We start from the raw sequence: 15,197 nt of genomic DNA on the forward strand, positions 1-15,197 counted from the left end.
AAAAAAATAGAACGGAGAAATAAAGGTTATGGATAATGAAGTAATGGTTAATGAATCAAATGACGTAGAGAGTGAATACAATCCTGTAATATCAGTAATTATTCCTGTATACAACGCTGAGAAGTACGTAAAAAAATGTTTGGAAACTATTATAAACCAGTCATACTGGCATCTTGAAATCATCTGTGTTGATGATGGTTCTACTGATCATTCATTGGAGTTATTGGAGTTATTTGCCAAGAAGGATGACAGAATCAAAATTATTAAACAGAAGAACTCAGGGCCTGCTGCTGCCAGAAATGCTGCACTAAGAGAGGCTACTGGTGATTTCATTAGCTTTGTTGATGCAGATGATTATCTGGAATACAACGCATATGAGATTCTCATGAACAAGATAAAAGAAAATAATAGTTGGGATTTGGTTATTTTTGGTGGAAATGTTGTTGGCGAGCCTAATGATTACATTTCAGGAGTGTTAACTACACAGTACAGCGAGCATATTAATTGCAGACCAAGTGAAATAATCTTTAGAGAAAAGGCTGCCAAGCCATTCCTTTGGTTGCATTTAATCAAAAGAGAATTACTAACAAATCCTACAGAGTTGTTCTTTGATGAAACAATGAATTTGGGAGAGGATCAGATATTCCAATTCGGTTACGTGCCACGTGCTAAAAATGTTCTTGTTATTGAGGACAAGTTATACAACTACAGAATTACTAAAAATGCATCATTAATGCAGTTGTATAGCCACAGACGTGTTAAGAAAACTGAAATGCACTTTGAAATCATTCGAAAAGTCGTAAGTGAGTGGAAGGACATGGGCTACTATGATTCAAACAAGGATGAGCTTTGGACATGGGCTGTTAGTTTCATTTATTGGACTATCATAGATTTCCCTGTAGAGTATAGAAAAAAATATGCTCAGGAATTTGTGGACCTTTTTGAAAAGGAAAATCACGAGGGTGCTTATATCATTCTTGAATATGAGATTGACCATTACGATGAGATGCGTGAATGGACTCTAAACGATTATTCAGAAGAAAAAGAGTTAGCCAGATTAATAAAAAAGATTGAGCATGATAATTATGAGGTTCAGGAGACTCTTAAATCAAGAGCATTTAAGATTGGAAGAATATTAACACCTGAAAGCAAGCGCTTAGACTTGTCTGCTTTTTAATCGACACAGACGATACTAAGAAAAGAATGGAATGATATAAATGGATAAATCAATTATTAATGTTAAAAGAATAGATTGTACTGGCTGTGGGGCGTGTAAGGTTGCATGTCCTGTGGATGCCATCAAACTAGAGTATGACAACGATGGATTTTTATATCCAGTAGTAACTGACGCCTGCATTAATTGTGGTAAGTGCGCAAAGGCATGTCAGGTTATACATCCAGTGGAGAAATATCCTACACCTAAGGCATACGCATTTATGGCTACACAGCAGATTAGAGAAGTAAGCTCCTCAGGTGGATTATTCTCATTATTAGCTACTTATGTCATTGGTCAGGGTGGTGCAGTTTTTGGTGCAGTATATGGAGATGGATTTAAAAGCGTATACATGACAAAAGCTGAGACTATCGATGAGATTGCTCCAATGAGAGGTTCTAAGTATGTATTCTGTGAGACAAGAGATACATATAAGGAGGCAAAGGAGTTACTTGAAGCAGGACGTCAGGTGCTTTATACAGGAACTCCTTGTGAAATCGCTGGATTGAGAACATATCTTGGCAAAGAATACGACAACTTATTATTAGTGGATTTTGTTTGCCACGCAGCAAATTCTGTTAAGGCTTATAAGGCATGGCTCAAGGAATTTACAGAAGGAAAAGAGCTTAAAAAGCTGGATTTCAGAGATAAGAATTTTTATAAGTGGTCAACGCCAGCTGTAGCATATTTTAAGGATGGAACAGTCAAGAAACAGCCATACAACGAATGCTTCTGGTACAACGGATTCCTTGAGGGTGTTATCAATAGAGATAATTGTGCTCATTGTGAGTACGCTTGTGCAGAACGTGTTTCAGACATCACCATGGGTGATGCATGGCAGGTTTCACGCATAAATAAAGATTATAGTGATGGTATAGGAACCTCTTTAGTTCTGGTAAATTCTGAAAAGGGTGAAGAGATATTCAATAAGATTCAGACAGAGTTAAAGAATATTATCACATTATGCGAAGAGATTCCATTGGAGGAAATCAGAAAGTATAACGGAAATATCAATTTCCCTCAGAAGCAGAGCCCAGCAAGAAAGTTCTTCTTCTCTCACTTAGATTCCATGGGTTATCACAATGCGTTATGGTATGGCAGAGGAAGAAGATGGGATTTCGGTCTTGTAGGCTGGTGGTTTGCATCAAATTACGGAAGTGCTCTCACATATTTTGCACTTGCAAAGGTGTTAGAGAAGATGGGCAAGGCTTCTATCTTTATTCCTATTCCAAAGCTGGATGGAACACCTTGGGATGATGATACAAAGAATGTTGAAGCCTTTATCGGAAAGCATTTTCGTATTGCTAAAAAGAGAGACAAAGAGCATATGCATGAAATGAATCATTTTTGTGATGCCTTCATGCTTGGCTCAGACCAGATGTGGAGAGAGTCTACAACAAAGCTTGTAGGACATACATTCTTCCTTGATTTCGTAGCTCAGGGAAAAAAGAAGATTGCATGTGCACCTTCATTTGGCGCTGGCAAATATTCAAAGGATGCCAACCTGAGAATGGAAGCATCTGTTTTGCTTGATAGCTTTGATGCTGTAAGTGTCAGAGAAACAAGTGGTGTAGATATTTGCAAAGAAGTGTTTGGCGTAGAGGCTCAGCAGATAATCGACCCAATTTTCTGGGTAGATACAGATGTATATGACGAAATTGCAGAGCAGTCAACAGTGAATGATCTTCCAGAGAAGTACCTGTTTTGCTATGTGCTTGATCCTACTGACGAAAAGATTAAGATTGCAGAAAGAATTGCAGCAGAGCGTAATCTTGAGGTTATTACAATTCTTGGAATGCGCGAAGCTAAGTATACTCGTGATAAGTGGACTGTTGGAAGAATTATTGATAATGCTTCAGTGGAAGACTTCGTAAATGCGATTCGTAAATGCGAATATATGTTTACAGATTCACACCATGGTGTTTGCCTTGCAATCAAATACAATAAAAATTACGTTGCCATTGGAAATGTGGCAAGGGGCTTAGACCGATTTACCACTGTAGGTGGATTGTTAGGATTAAATGAAAGAATTATTTCTCTTCCAAATCAGGGAGAGGATGATGTAGTTGCACTTGCAGATATTGATTACGCACCTGTTAACGAAAAACTTTCATATGAGATTAACCGTGGAATAACATGGATGGACGAAGCTATAAAGCGACCAGTAAAACCAGAGACACCAATGTATTCAATGCTTCGACGTATAGTGTCTTTAGAGAAAGAAGTAGCGGCATTAAAAAACAGATAGGAGTGTAAGACAATGTACGATTATTTGATTGTAGGCTCAGGTCTTTTTGGAGCTGTATTTGCAAGACAGGCAACAGACGCAGGTAAGAAGGTTCTCGTTATTGATAAGAGACCTAATATAGCAGGTAATGTTTATACAGAGAAGATTGAGGGGATTCATGTGCACAAATATGGTGCACATATCTTCCACACAAACATGAAGCATGTTTGGGATTATGTTACTAAGTTTGCTACCTTCAATCGTTTCACTAATTCCCCTGTAGCAAACTATAAGGGAGAGCTTTATTCTCTTCCATTCAACATGTATACCTTCAACAAAATGTGGGGCGTGGTTACTCCTGAGGAGGCTGCAGCAAAGATAGAGCAGCAGAGACAAGAGGCTGGTATCACAGAGCCTAAGAATCTTGAGGAGCAGGCTATCTCACTGGTTGGAACAGATATTTATGAAAAGCTTATCAAGGGATACACACAGAAGCAGTGGGGACGTCCTTGTACAGAGCTTCCAGCATTCATTATCAAAAGACTTCCTGTAAGACTTACTTTTGATAACAACTACTTCAACGCCCTTTATCAGGGTATTCCAGTAGGTGGATATACAAAGATGGTTGAGAACATGCTTGAGGGCATTGAGGTTCGTCTCAATACAGATTACTTTGAGAACAAGGCAGAGCTCGATGCACTTGCAAAGAAGGTAGTCTACACAGGTCCTATTGATGCATATTATGATTTCAAGCTTGGTACACTTGAGTATCGTTCAGTCAGATTTGAAAATGAGACACTTGATAAGCCAAACTTCCAGGGTAATGCAGCAGTCAACTACACTGATGCAGAGACTCCATGGACAAGAATCATCGAGCACAAGTGGTTTGAGTTTGGAAAAGATGATGAAGGTAATGATATTCCTAAGACCATCATCAGCCGTGAATATAGCTCAGAATGGAAGCCAGGTGACGAGCCATACTATCCAGTTAATGATGAAAAGAATGGCAAATTATACCAGCAGTACAAAGAGCTTGCAGACAAGGAAGAAAAGGTTCTCTTTGGTGGTCGTTTAGGAGAGTATAAGTACTACGATATGGATGCCGTCATTGATTCAGCGTTAAAGTTTTCAGAGAATGAATTATAAAAATTATGAGACTAAAAATTTATAACGCATTAGTTAATAAACATATAGGCATCAGACAGCGATATCATGCCATTCATGACAGCTCTACAGGAATCGTTAAGGTGCTGTCCTGGTTATATCTTCTTTGGCTCAATTTTGCTTACTATGTTTTGTTTATGCATTTCCTTGGGAAAGATGATAAGACCAAGACCTATGAGTACAAAAATGTGGAATATAAGACTTCTGAGATGGGACATTTCAAGAAGGAATTTCCATATATAACCGTCGAAAGTTTTGTGGAAAAGCTTTCAGGGTATGATGTGATTTCCTTTGATATTTTTGACACTTTGATATTCAGACCTTTTTCTGAACCAGCAGATTTGTTTTATTTGATTGGCTGCAGATTAGATTTCCTCAACTTCAAAGATCTTAGAGCGCGTGCTGAATATGAGGCAAGAATAATCAGAGCCGATAAGCTGAAAAAACAAAAGAAGTACGTTGATTACGAGATTGATATAAATGACATCTGGAATCGTATGTACGATATTACTGGTTTGGATGCAGCTAGAGGAAAGGCCATCGAAGAAGAGCTGGAATATGATCTTTGCTACGCTAATCCATTTATGCTTAAAGTTTTTAAGCGCCTTCAGGAAATGGGAAAGCGAATCGTTATTACTTCGGATATGTATTTGACCAAGGATTTCCTTATCAAGATGCTTGAGAAAAATGGTTATTCCGGATACGAGAATATTTTCATTTCCAACGAATATCATAAGAGCAAAAGTGACGGACGTCTTTATGAAGTGGTTAAGAAAAAGGTGGGCGAGGATTTGTCTTATATCCATGTGGGCGATAACACTCACAGTGATATAAAGATGGCCCAGAAGAGTGGCTTCAAAACTCTGTATTATCCAAATGTAAACAGATCGACCTTACTATACAGGACCTTTGATATGTCACCTATTATAGGCGGAGCTTACAGAGGTATTGTAAATAATCGCATCTATTCGGCGACGGATGAAAAGGCCGCTTCTATGGAGTACGAATACGGATATATTTATGGTGGACTTTTTGCCATGGGGTATTGTTCGTATATCCACGAATATGCAAAGCTTCACAATGTAGATAAGTTGGTTTTCTTATCACGTGATGGAGATACCTTAAAACAGGTATATGAAATGATGTATCCAGAGGATAAAGCTTCTGGAAAAATAGAGTATGCCTATTGGTCTAGAAAGGCTGCCACGATCCTTACTTTTGATTTGGATAAAAATGATTATTACCGCCGTTTCCTCTACCATAAAGTTGACCAGGATTATAAGATTTCTGAGATAATATCATCCATGGAATTGGATGTCCTTGCAGATAAAGTTGATGGTTACACAATAGGAAATAGAAAAGTTGATTTAATTGGCAAAGAGGGACGACAGCTTAAGATTCATTTGAAGGATGAACTTACTGTTAAGAATGTTGAGGTTCTAAGAGTGTTCCTGGAAGAGAATGCCAATAGAATTGTGACTCTTTATCAGCAGAGAGACAAGGCTGCAAAACGATACTATGAGAAAATGTTTGCTGGCTGTCAAAAAGCACTCCTGGTGGATATTGGCTGGGCTGGTAGTGGTGCCATAGCTATTCGCCGTTTGTGCCGCGAAAAGTGGGATATTCCTTGCGACATCGTAGGCATGATTGCGGGTACCAACACGGTTCATAATGCTGAACCTTATCAGACAGAAACCTTCCTTCAAACAGGCGTAATGAACGCTTATCTATATTCTCAGAGCTTTAATCGTGACCTGTTGAAAAAGCATGATCCGTCAAAGGATTATAACGTTTTCTGGGAATTAATTCTTGGCTCTCCTACAAAGCAATTTAAGGGCTTTAAATTGTTGGAGAATGGTTCGATAGGTTATGATTTTGGAGATTACGATGATAATCTTGATGGCATAAAAGAAACCCAACAGGGAATCTTTGATTTTTGTAAAGACTACCTTGCCTCCTTTGGTTCACCAGAGAATGGTCTATATAAACAGCTGTATAGAATCAGCGGTAGAGATGCATATTCACCATTAATTGCTGCATCTGGAAACAAAGAAGTATATCTTAAAACTATACGAGATAAATTTAAATTGGAACCAAATGTCGTATAAAAATTTATCAACACCGTGTGTCAAATCGGACACATGGTGTTTTTTATATAAATGATACTAAATCGGTAGGAAAGCAACAGAAAATTTTCGTTTCTGAAAGTTCTGTTAAATATTTATTAATAGAAGGTTAATCTTTGGTATAACTACTGTGAACTTCCGTTTTTAAGCTATTTCACATGCTATTCTTTGTAAAAGAACTATTATTTATCCCCCTGTAGTTTGGGAGGAACAGGTTATGTGGAATAAGCTATTTAAAAAGAAAAATTTACGCTCATTATTAGGCGGTACTCTCATTGCAAGTATTATTATTTTTAGTGCGGTGGGAGCCATTAAAAGCTATCTTGATTCATCCTATTTACTTAGTATCAAGGAAGATGCTGTGCCTTTGGCAATGCAGGGAATTTACAAGTATTGTCCAACCAGCATAAACGGACAGGTACTGTATTGTTCTAATCAGGCGACGCCCGGAGAGGTAAAGGATGGCATATGCTTTAATGAAACTAAAGTCATGTCTACCACGGCAGGTTCGTGGGATTCTGTGCAGGTATGCGATCCCTCTGTTGTAGAAGGTAACTTTATTTATATGGGAAAACCGTATAAGTATTTGATGGCATATTTAGGCTGTGCCACATATGATTGCACCGCTAATGAAATTGGCTTTGCAGTATCAAATAATCTGGCAAGCTGGCGTAAAACTGGACGTGTAGTAGAAGCTATCAGAGATGGACACTGGGGCGTAGGTCAGCCATCGTTGATAAACTATAACGGTATAATTTATCTGTTCTATACCAGCGGAACTGTATCCCAGACCACAACCTTTGTAGAACAACTAGACTGCACTGATTTAGGAAATGTACAGCATCTTGGAAAGAAACAGATTACATGCAGCTATGACTTTATAAGCAACGCTGATTTTGCCTTTACAGATGATGCATTATATATGACCTGTGACACACATCCTTTCCCTGGTGGAGCTTTGAACTTTATATCTGGAACACAATCAGTTTATATGGCGCCATGGAATGGAACCTTCGAATCACTAGATAGCTTGGCATGGGATAGAATAGCATTGATTGGAGCAGAGACTACCGGTCATGGACGTAATCACAATGGCTGCTTCTCTAGAGATGGTTCGGGAAGACTGGCAGCAAGGGTATTATATGTATCAACAGCAGATGAGATAGGAACCTGGAGTCAAAATCTGTTTACTTACAGATTTACGGCGGTGGCCTTTTAAATGGCTTGTTAAGAATTTAACGTAAATTTTCATACGTATAGACACAATTTGGAAACCGTAGATATATACTGCGGTTTCCATTTTTGCGTAAAATCAAGGTTTTTTGATAATTATTTAACGAGCGGAGTGTGAGAATTGAACGAATAGAATTGATATATTCTGAAAATAACTTATTCTGTGATTATTCTGTGAAAATTTTTATTTGAAAATGTGTCTCACATATGATAAGATTTTACCATCGACGGCGTATTGAGGTTTATTTTTTTTGTCCGAGCTCGTTAAAAAATTAACAGTTTGAGTAGTGCTAAATTGTACAAAATGCACAAGCTGGTAATAAAAGGAGCTGAGATATTTAAAAGTAATGCCCGCAATCGACCGAAAACAAACAAAAAGTATTTCTTAAAAAGGAGAAAGAAAAACATGGGAAAAAAAGTAGTTATTGCTAGCGCATGTAGAACAGCCATTGGTACAATGGGCGGATCACTTAGCAACACTCCAGCAGCAGACTTAGGTGCTATCGTAATTAAGGAAGCAGTTAAGAGAGCTGGTATCAAGCCAGAGGACGTAGATCACGTATACATGGGTTGCGTTATCCAGGCAGGTCTTGGACAGAACGTTGCTCGTCAGGCTACATTAAAGGCTGGTCTTCCAAATGAAGTAACAGCAGTTACAACAAACGTTGTTTGTGGTTCTGGTCTTAACTGTGTTAACCAGGCAGCACAGATGATTATTGCAGGTGATGCAGACGTAGTAGTAGCAGGTGGTATGGAGAACATGTCATTAGCTCCATTCGCACTTCCAAATGGTCGTTATGGTTATAGAATGACATGGCCATCAAACAGCCAGGGTGCTTTAGTAGATACAATGGTAAAGGATGCTCTTTGGGATGCATACAATGATTACCATATGATTAAGACAGCTGATAACGTAGCTGAGCAGTGGAAGCTTACAAGAGAAGAGCTTGATGAGTTCGCTGTTAACTCTCAGAACAAGGCTTGCGCAGCTATCGAAGCTGGTGCATTCAAGGATGAGATTGTTCCTGTAGAAATCAAGAAGAAGAAGGAAACAATCGTATTCGATACAGACGAAGGCCCAAGACCTGGTACAACAATCGAAGGTCTTGCTAAGCTTAAGGCTCTTTATCCAGACGGAGTTGTTACAGCTGGTAATGCTTCAGGTATCAACGATGGTGCAGCTGCACTCGTAGTTATGTCTGAGGAGAAGGCTAAGGAGCTTGGTGTTAAGCCACTCGTTACATTCGTAGCTGGTGCTCTTGGCGGATGCGCTCCAGAGATCATGGGTGTTGGTCCTGTTCCAGCAACAAAGAAGGCTCTTGCTAAGGCTGGTCTTACAATCAATGATCTTGATGTATATGAGGCTAACGAGGCATTTGCAGCACAGTCTGTAGCAGTTGGTAAGGAGCTTGGCTTCGATCTTAACAAGCTCAATCCAAACGGTGGTGCTATCGCTCTTGGACATCCAGTTGGAGCTTCAGGTGCTCGTATCCTTGTAACTCTTATTTACGATATGATTCACAACCCAGAGTACAAGAAGGGTCTTGCTACTCTTTGCATCGGTGGTGGTATGGGATGTGCTACTATTATCGAGAAGTATGAAGGTTAATTTAGAAAGTATTTAATTTTAAATATACGGAGGACATTAAAATGAAGGTAGGCGTAATTGGCGCAGGTACAATGGGCCAGGGCATTGCTAAGGCATTCGCTCAGGTTGATGGCTATGAAGTAGCTCTTTGCGATATTAAGCAGGAGTGGGCTGAAGGCGGAAAAGACAAGATTGCTAAGGGTTATGCAAGACTTGTTGAAAAAGGAAAGATGGAGCAGGCAGCAGTAGATGCTATCCTCGCTAAGATCACACCAGGTCTCAAGGAGAACCTTTGCAAGGATTGTGACCTTATCGTTGAGGCTGCTTTCGAGAATATGGAAGTTAAGAAGACAACATTCAAGGAGCTTGATGAAATTGCTAAGCCAGAGTGCATCTTCGCTTCAAACACATCTTCACTTTCAATCACAGAGATTGGTAACGGTCTTAACCGTCCAATGATTGGTATGCACTTCTTCAACCCAGCTGACAGAATGAAGCTTGTTGAGGTTATCGCTGGTGTTAACACACCTGCTGAGACAGTAGATGCTATCAAGAAGATTTCTGAGGAGATCGGAAAGACTCCTGTACAGGTTAACGAGGCTGCTGGTTTCGTAGTAAACCGTATCCTTATCCCAATGATCAACGAAGCTGCTTTCATCAAGATGGAAGGTGTTTCTGATATCGCTGGTATCGATGCTGCTATGAAGCTCGGTGCTAACCACCCAATGGGACCACTTGAGCTCGGCGATTTCATCGGTCTTGATATCTGCCTTGCAATCATGGACGTTCTTTACAACGAGACAGGTGACAGCAAGTATCGTGCTTGCCCACTTCTTCGTAAGATGGTTCGTGGTGGTAACCTTGGATGCAAGTCTGGTAAGGGATTCTACGTATACAACGCAGATCGTACTAAGACAGCAGTTGATGCACAGTAATTAAAAAAAAGGAGATTCAGATCATGGATTTTACATTAGATAAGAAGCATGAGATGGCTAGACAGTTGTTCAGAGAGTTCGCTCAGAACGAAGTTAAGCCAATGGCTCAGGAAATTGATGAGACAGAGCAGTTCCCACGTGAAAACGTAGAGAAGATGATGAAGTACGGTTTCATGGGTATTCCAATTCCAAAGGAGTACGGCGGACAGGGCTGTGACGTTCTTACATACGTTATGTGCGTAGAGGAGCTTTCAAAGGTTTGCGGTACAACAGGTGTTATCGTTTCTGCACATACATCACTTTGCTGCGATCCTATCCTCACATACGGTACAGAGGAGCAGAAGCAGAAGTACTTAGTACCACTTGCAAGTGGTAAGAAGCTTGGTGCTTTCGCACTTACAGAGCCAGGTGCTGGTACAGATGCACAGGGCGCTCAGTGTAGAGCTGACGAAGATGGAGATTCTTGGGTACTTAACGGTTCTAAGTGCTTCATCACAAACGGTAAGGAAGCTGATGTTTACATCGTATTCGCTGTAACAGATATCGTTGAGGATGCTAAGGGACGTAAGTCTAAGAAGTTCTCAGCTTTCATCGTTGAGAAGGATACACCTGGATTTACATTCGGTACAAAGGAGAAGAAGATGGGTATCCGTGCTTCTTCTACATACGAGCTTATCTTCCAGGATTGCCGTATTCCAAAGGAGAACCTCCTCGGCGCAAGAGGCAAGGGCTTTGGTATCGCTATGCACACACTTGATGGTGGACGTATTGGTATCGCTGCTCAGGCACTTGGTATTGGCGAAGGTTCAATCGATGCAACAATCGAGTTCGTAAAGGAAAGAAAGCAGTTTGGTCGTCCAATCGCTGCATTCCAGAACACAGCATTCCAGCTTGCTGATATGAAGGCTCGTATGGATGCTGCTAAGTATCTTGTATACAACGCTGCTTGCACAAAGGACGTTTATACACAGGATCACAAGACAAGCTACTCTATCGAGGCAGCTGAGGCTAAGCTTTTCGCAGCTGAGGCAGCTATGGCTGTTACTACAAAGGCTGTACAGCTTCACGGTGGTTACGGTTATACAAGAGAGTACGATGTTGAGCGTATGATGCGTGATGCTAAGATCACAGAGATCTACGAAGGTACATCTGAGGTTCAGAGACTTGTTATCTCTGGCGCTATGCTTAAATAAGATTGTTTATTATCGTGTAAATAAAAGGAGATTAAATACATGAATATCGTAGTATGTATTAAACAGGTTCCTGACACAAAGGGCGGCGTAAAGTTTAACCCAGATGGAACTCTTGATAGAGCATCAATGCTCGCAATTATGAATCCAGATGATAAGGCAGGTCTTGAGGCTGCTCTTAGAATTAAGGATGAGACAGGCGCAAAGGTTACAGTTCTTACAATGGGACTTCCAAAGGCTGATGATATGCTCCGCGAAGCACTTGCTATGGGTGCTGATGAGGCAGTTCTTGTTACAGATAGACGCCTTGGTGGTGCTGATACTTGGGCTACATCTTCAACAGTTGCAGCAGCAGTTAAGAAGCTTGATTATGACCTCATTATCACAGGTCGTCAGGCTATCGATGGTGATACAGCTCAGGTTGGTCCACAGATCGCTGAGCACCTTGCACTTCCAGTTATCTCTTATGCAGAGGATATCAAGGTTGAAGGCAACAGCGTAATTGTTAAGCGTCAGTATGAAGACAGATATCATGAAGTAAAGGCTCAGATGCCATGTCTTATTACTGCACTTTCAGAGTTAAATGAGCCACGTTACATGACTCCAGGCGGCATCTTTGATGCATATGACAAGGAAGTTACTGTATGGGGCCGTGATGATCTTACAGATCTTGATGATGCTAACATCGGTCTTGCTGGTTCTCCAACAAAGATCGCTAAGGCTTCTGACAAGGTTCGTAAGGGAGCTGGCGAGAAGGTAGCTCTTGACCCTAAGGAGTCAGTAGAGTATATCATGAACAAGCTTAAAGAGAAGCATGTAATTTAATAAGAGGAGGCAAAAAGAATGTCATTAGAAGAATACAAGGGCGTAGCTATATTCGCTCAGCAGGTTGATAATAAACTTAGCTCAATTGCCTTCGAACTTATCGGCAAGGCACATGAGCTTGCAGCAGATTTAGGAACAGACGTTACAGCAGTTGTACTTGGTAAGGATATCGCAGGTCTTGCAGATAAGCTTGGCGAGTACGGTGCAGACAAGGTTGTTCTTATTGACGATCCAGCACTTGAAACATATCGTACAGAGCCATACGCACAGGCTCTTACAGCTTATATTAATGAGTACAAGCCAGAGATCATGCTCGTTGGTGCAACAGCAATCGGTCGTGATCTTGGTCCTACAGTTTCAGCTAGAGTTAAGACAGGTCTTACAGCTGACTGTACATCACTTGAGATTGGTGATTTCCCACTCGTAGCTAAGGAAGGACAGGAGCAGAAGCACAATCAGCTTCTTATGACTCGTCCAGCATTCGGTGGTAACACAATCGCTACAATCGCTTGCCCAGACAACCGTCCACAGATGGCTACAGTTCGTCCAGGTGTTATGCAGAAGCTTCCTAAGGAGGCTGGTAGAAAGGCTGAGGTTATCAACTTCAAGCCAGAGCTTAAGGAGAACAACAGATTCGTTGAGATCCTTAACATCGTTAAGAACGTTACAAACACAGTAGATATCATGGATGCTAAGATCCTTGTATCTGGTGGTCGTGGTGTTGGTTCTCCAGAGAACTTCAAGCTTCTTGAGGATCTTGCAGAGGTTCTTGGTGGAACAGTATCTTGCTCACGTGCCGTTGTAGATTCAGGCTGGAAGCCAAAGGATCTTCAGGTAGGTCAGACAGGTAAGACTGTACGTCCTAACGTATACTTTGCAATCGGTATCTCTGGTGCTATCCAGCATACAGCAGGTATGGAAGAGTCTGATATCATCATCGCTATCAACAAGGATGAGACAGCTCCTATCTTTGATGTAGCTGATTACGGTATCGTAGGAGATCTTAACAAGATCGTTCCAGCTCTTACAGAGGCTCTTAAGGCTGAGCTCGCTGCTCAGAACTAATTTCACGATTTATCGAGTTTACGAAGAAAAATCGTGAACCCCGACAATCCCTTCACCGAAGGTGAACTTAAAATGGGATTGTCTCCTAAAAAAAGGGGCAATATCTCTTCATACAGAGTATGATTAGATTTTTCCTATAATTTCTTTCTTTAATTTTTTTAGAGGCGGGTCCATTGGACTCGCCTTTAGTATTTATAAGTGGTAAAATCAACATATGAACAGTTCAAAAATCGATATGACTCATGGCCCTCTCTTGGGCAAATTAATTATCTTTACTATCCCTATTATTTTGTCAGGTGTGTTGCAGCTCCTTTTTAATGCAGCTGATGTAATTGTTGTGGGCCGTTTTGCGGGCGAAGCCAGTCTTGCAGCTGTAGGTTCCACTAATTCATTGATAAATCTTATGACAAACCTGTTTATAGGTATGTCTGTTGGAGCTAATGTTTGTGCAGCTCAGTTTTATGGCGCAGGACATATAGACGATGTAAAAAAGACGGTACATACAAGCACGGCATTTTCATTGATATGCGGTATTATTCTTATATTTATAGGAGCAGTTGGTGCAAGACCAATGCTTGAGCTTATGGGCTCTCCAGCAGATGTTATTTCGCTGGCAGCTCTCTATGTACGTATATATTTCGTAGCTATGCCAGCTATCATGCTTTACAACTTTCTGGCGGCAATACTTCGCTCATCAGGTGATACAAAGCACCCACTTATTTTTCTTACTATCGCAGGAATAATTAACGTTTTATTTAATCTTGTTTTAGTAATTGTATTTAAGCTTGGAGTGGCGGGCGTTGCCATTGCCACAGTTACATCCAACTATATTTCCTGTGGATTACTTGTAGGCTTCTTTATGAAGCAGGAGGATGCTCTGAAGCTTGAAATCCCAAAGATTTCAATAGATGGAAGGATTCTAAGAAAGATTGTCCGTATAGGTCTTCCAGCAGGTATTCAGGGTACTGTATTTTCACTGTCAAATGTAGTTATTCAATCAGCAATTAATTCTTTCGGTACAGCCGTTATAGCAGGCTCATCAGCCGCAGGGAGTATCGAGGGATTCGTATATATCTCAATGAACTCTGTATCTCAGACCTGTGTCACATTCGTAGGACAGAACTATGGTGCAGGAGATGAGAAGCGAGTTAAACGTGTAATCTTTGAATGCCTTGGAATTGTTACTGTTGTAGGTCTTGTTATGGGAAATCTTGCCCATGGATTTGCAGGAACACTTCTTGGCATTTACACAGACAGCCCAGACGCCATAGCTGCTGGTACACTTCGTCTATTCTGGGTTTGCTGCCCATATTTTCTTTGTGGAGTCATGGATACACTTACAGGCGGACTCCGCGGCTTGGGCAATTCCACATTACCTATGATAGTCTCATTGCTTGGAGCTTGTGTCACAAGACTCATTTGGATAGCCACATATTTCCAGGTTCATCACACACAAAATGTTTTGTTCTTCTCATACCCTGGTAGCTGGTTGCTGACGTTAACCGTCCACGCCATTTGCCTTACAATTTTGTATCGTAAATGGGTAGCGAAGAAGTCATCAGAAATACGTATATAAAAAGGTATATAGATGAGCATCAGTTATCTGATGCGGATTATTATGGAGGGGATTT

Annotated in this window: 11 protein-coding genes; all 11 read left to right on the forward strand. The window is 40.7% G+C overall.

The features are described 5' to 3' along the window. The first annotated feature begins 28 nt into the window (after positions 1-28). The 11 genes from BMZ41_RS08130 to BMZ41_RS08180 all read left to right on the forward strand — a co-directional run bounded on the left by BMZ41_RS08130 (position 29) and on the right by BMZ41_RS08180 (position 15,142). Positions 29-1,177: a glycosyltransferase family 2 protein gene (locus BMZ41_RS08130; protein ID WP_090169494.1), complete on the forward strand. Its 1,149-nt coding sequence runs from the start codon at positions 29-31 to the stop codon at positions 1,175-1,177. 40 nt (positions 1,178-1,217) lie between these two features. Next, positions 1,218-3,461 carry a polysaccharide pyruvyl transferase family protein gene (locus tag BMZ41_RS08135; protein ID WP_090528507.1) on the forward strand — a complete coding sequence of 748 codons (2,244 nt, stop codon included), beginning with the start codon at positions 1,218-1,220 and terminating at the stop codon, positions 3,459-3,461. A 12-nt stretch (positions 3,462-3,473) separates the two neighbouring features. Continuing rightward, on the forward strand, positions 3,474-4,586 hold the full coding sequence (gene glf / locus BMZ41_RS08140) for a UDP-galactopyranose mutase (RefSeq protein ID WP_090528510.1): 1,113 nt from the start codon (positions 3,474-3,476) through the stop codon (positions 4,584-4,586). Between the two features lie 5 nt (positions 4,587-4,591). After that, entirely contained in the window at positions 4,592-6,712 is a 2,121-nt protein-coding gene (locus tag BMZ41_RS08145) for an HAD family hydrolase (protein WP_090528513.1), read from the forward strand. Positions 6,713-6,947: 235 nt separating this feature from the next. Then, positions 6,948-7,949: a glycoside hydrolase family protein gene (locus BMZ41_RS08150; protein WP_090169501.1), complete on the forward strand. Its 1,002-nt coding sequence runs from the start codon at positions 6,948-6,950 to the stop codon at positions 7,947-7,949. Between the two features lie 420 nt (positions 7,950-8,369). Continuing rightward, positions 8,370-9,572: an acetyl-CoA C-acetyltransferase gene (locus BMZ41_RS08155; protein WP_090528516.1), complete on the forward strand. Its 1,203-nt coding sequence runs from the start codon at positions 8,370-8,372 to the stop codon at positions 9,570-9,572. A 41-nt stretch (positions 9,573-9,613) separates the two neighbouring features. Beyond that, positions 9,614-10,486: a 3-hydroxyacyl-CoA dehydrogenase NAD-binding domain-containing protein gene (locus BMZ41_RS08160; RefSeq protein WP_090163742.1), complete on the forward strand. Its 873-nt coding sequence runs from the start codon at positions 9,614-9,616 to the stop codon at positions 10,484-10,486. A 23-nt stretch (positions 10,487-10,509) separates the two neighbouring features. Beyond that, positions 10,510-11,679, forward strand: coding sequence for an acyl-CoA dehydrogenase (locus BMZ41_RS08165; RefSeq protein ID WP_072918642.1), 1,170 nt, complete (start codon positions 10,510-10,512; stop codon positions 11,677-11,679). 39 nt (positions 11,680-11,718) lie between these two features. Further along, positions 11,719-12,501, forward strand: a complete 783-nt coding sequence (locus tag BMZ41_RS08170) for an electron transfer flavoprotein subunit beta/FixA family protein (RefSeq protein WP_028246262.1) — start codon at positions 11,719-11,721, stop codon at positions 12,499-12,501. Positions 12,502-12,519: 18 nt separating this feature from the next. Then, on the forward strand, positions 12,520-13,566 hold the full coding sequence (locus BMZ41_RS08175; RefSeq protein ID WP_072918639.1) for an electron transfer flavoprotein subunit alpha/FixB family protein: 1,047 nt from the start codon (positions 12,520-12,522) through the stop codon (positions 13,564-13,566). 214 nt (positions 13,567-13,780) lie between these two features. Next, positions 13,781-15,142 carry an MATE family efflux transporter gene (locus BMZ41_RS08180; protein ID WP_090528519.1) on the forward strand — a complete coding sequence of 454 codons (1,362 nt, stop codon included), beginning with the start codon at positions 13,781-13,783 and terminating at the stop codon, positions 15,140-15,142. The last annotated feature ends 55 nt before the right edge of the window (positions 15,143-15,197 follow it).

The sequence above is a fragment of the Pseudobutyrivibrio sp. UC1225 genome (assembly GCF_900115215.1).
Taxonomy (GTDB): domain Bacteria; phylum Bacillota; class Clostridia; order Lachnospirales; family Lachnospiraceae; genus Pseudobutyrivibrio.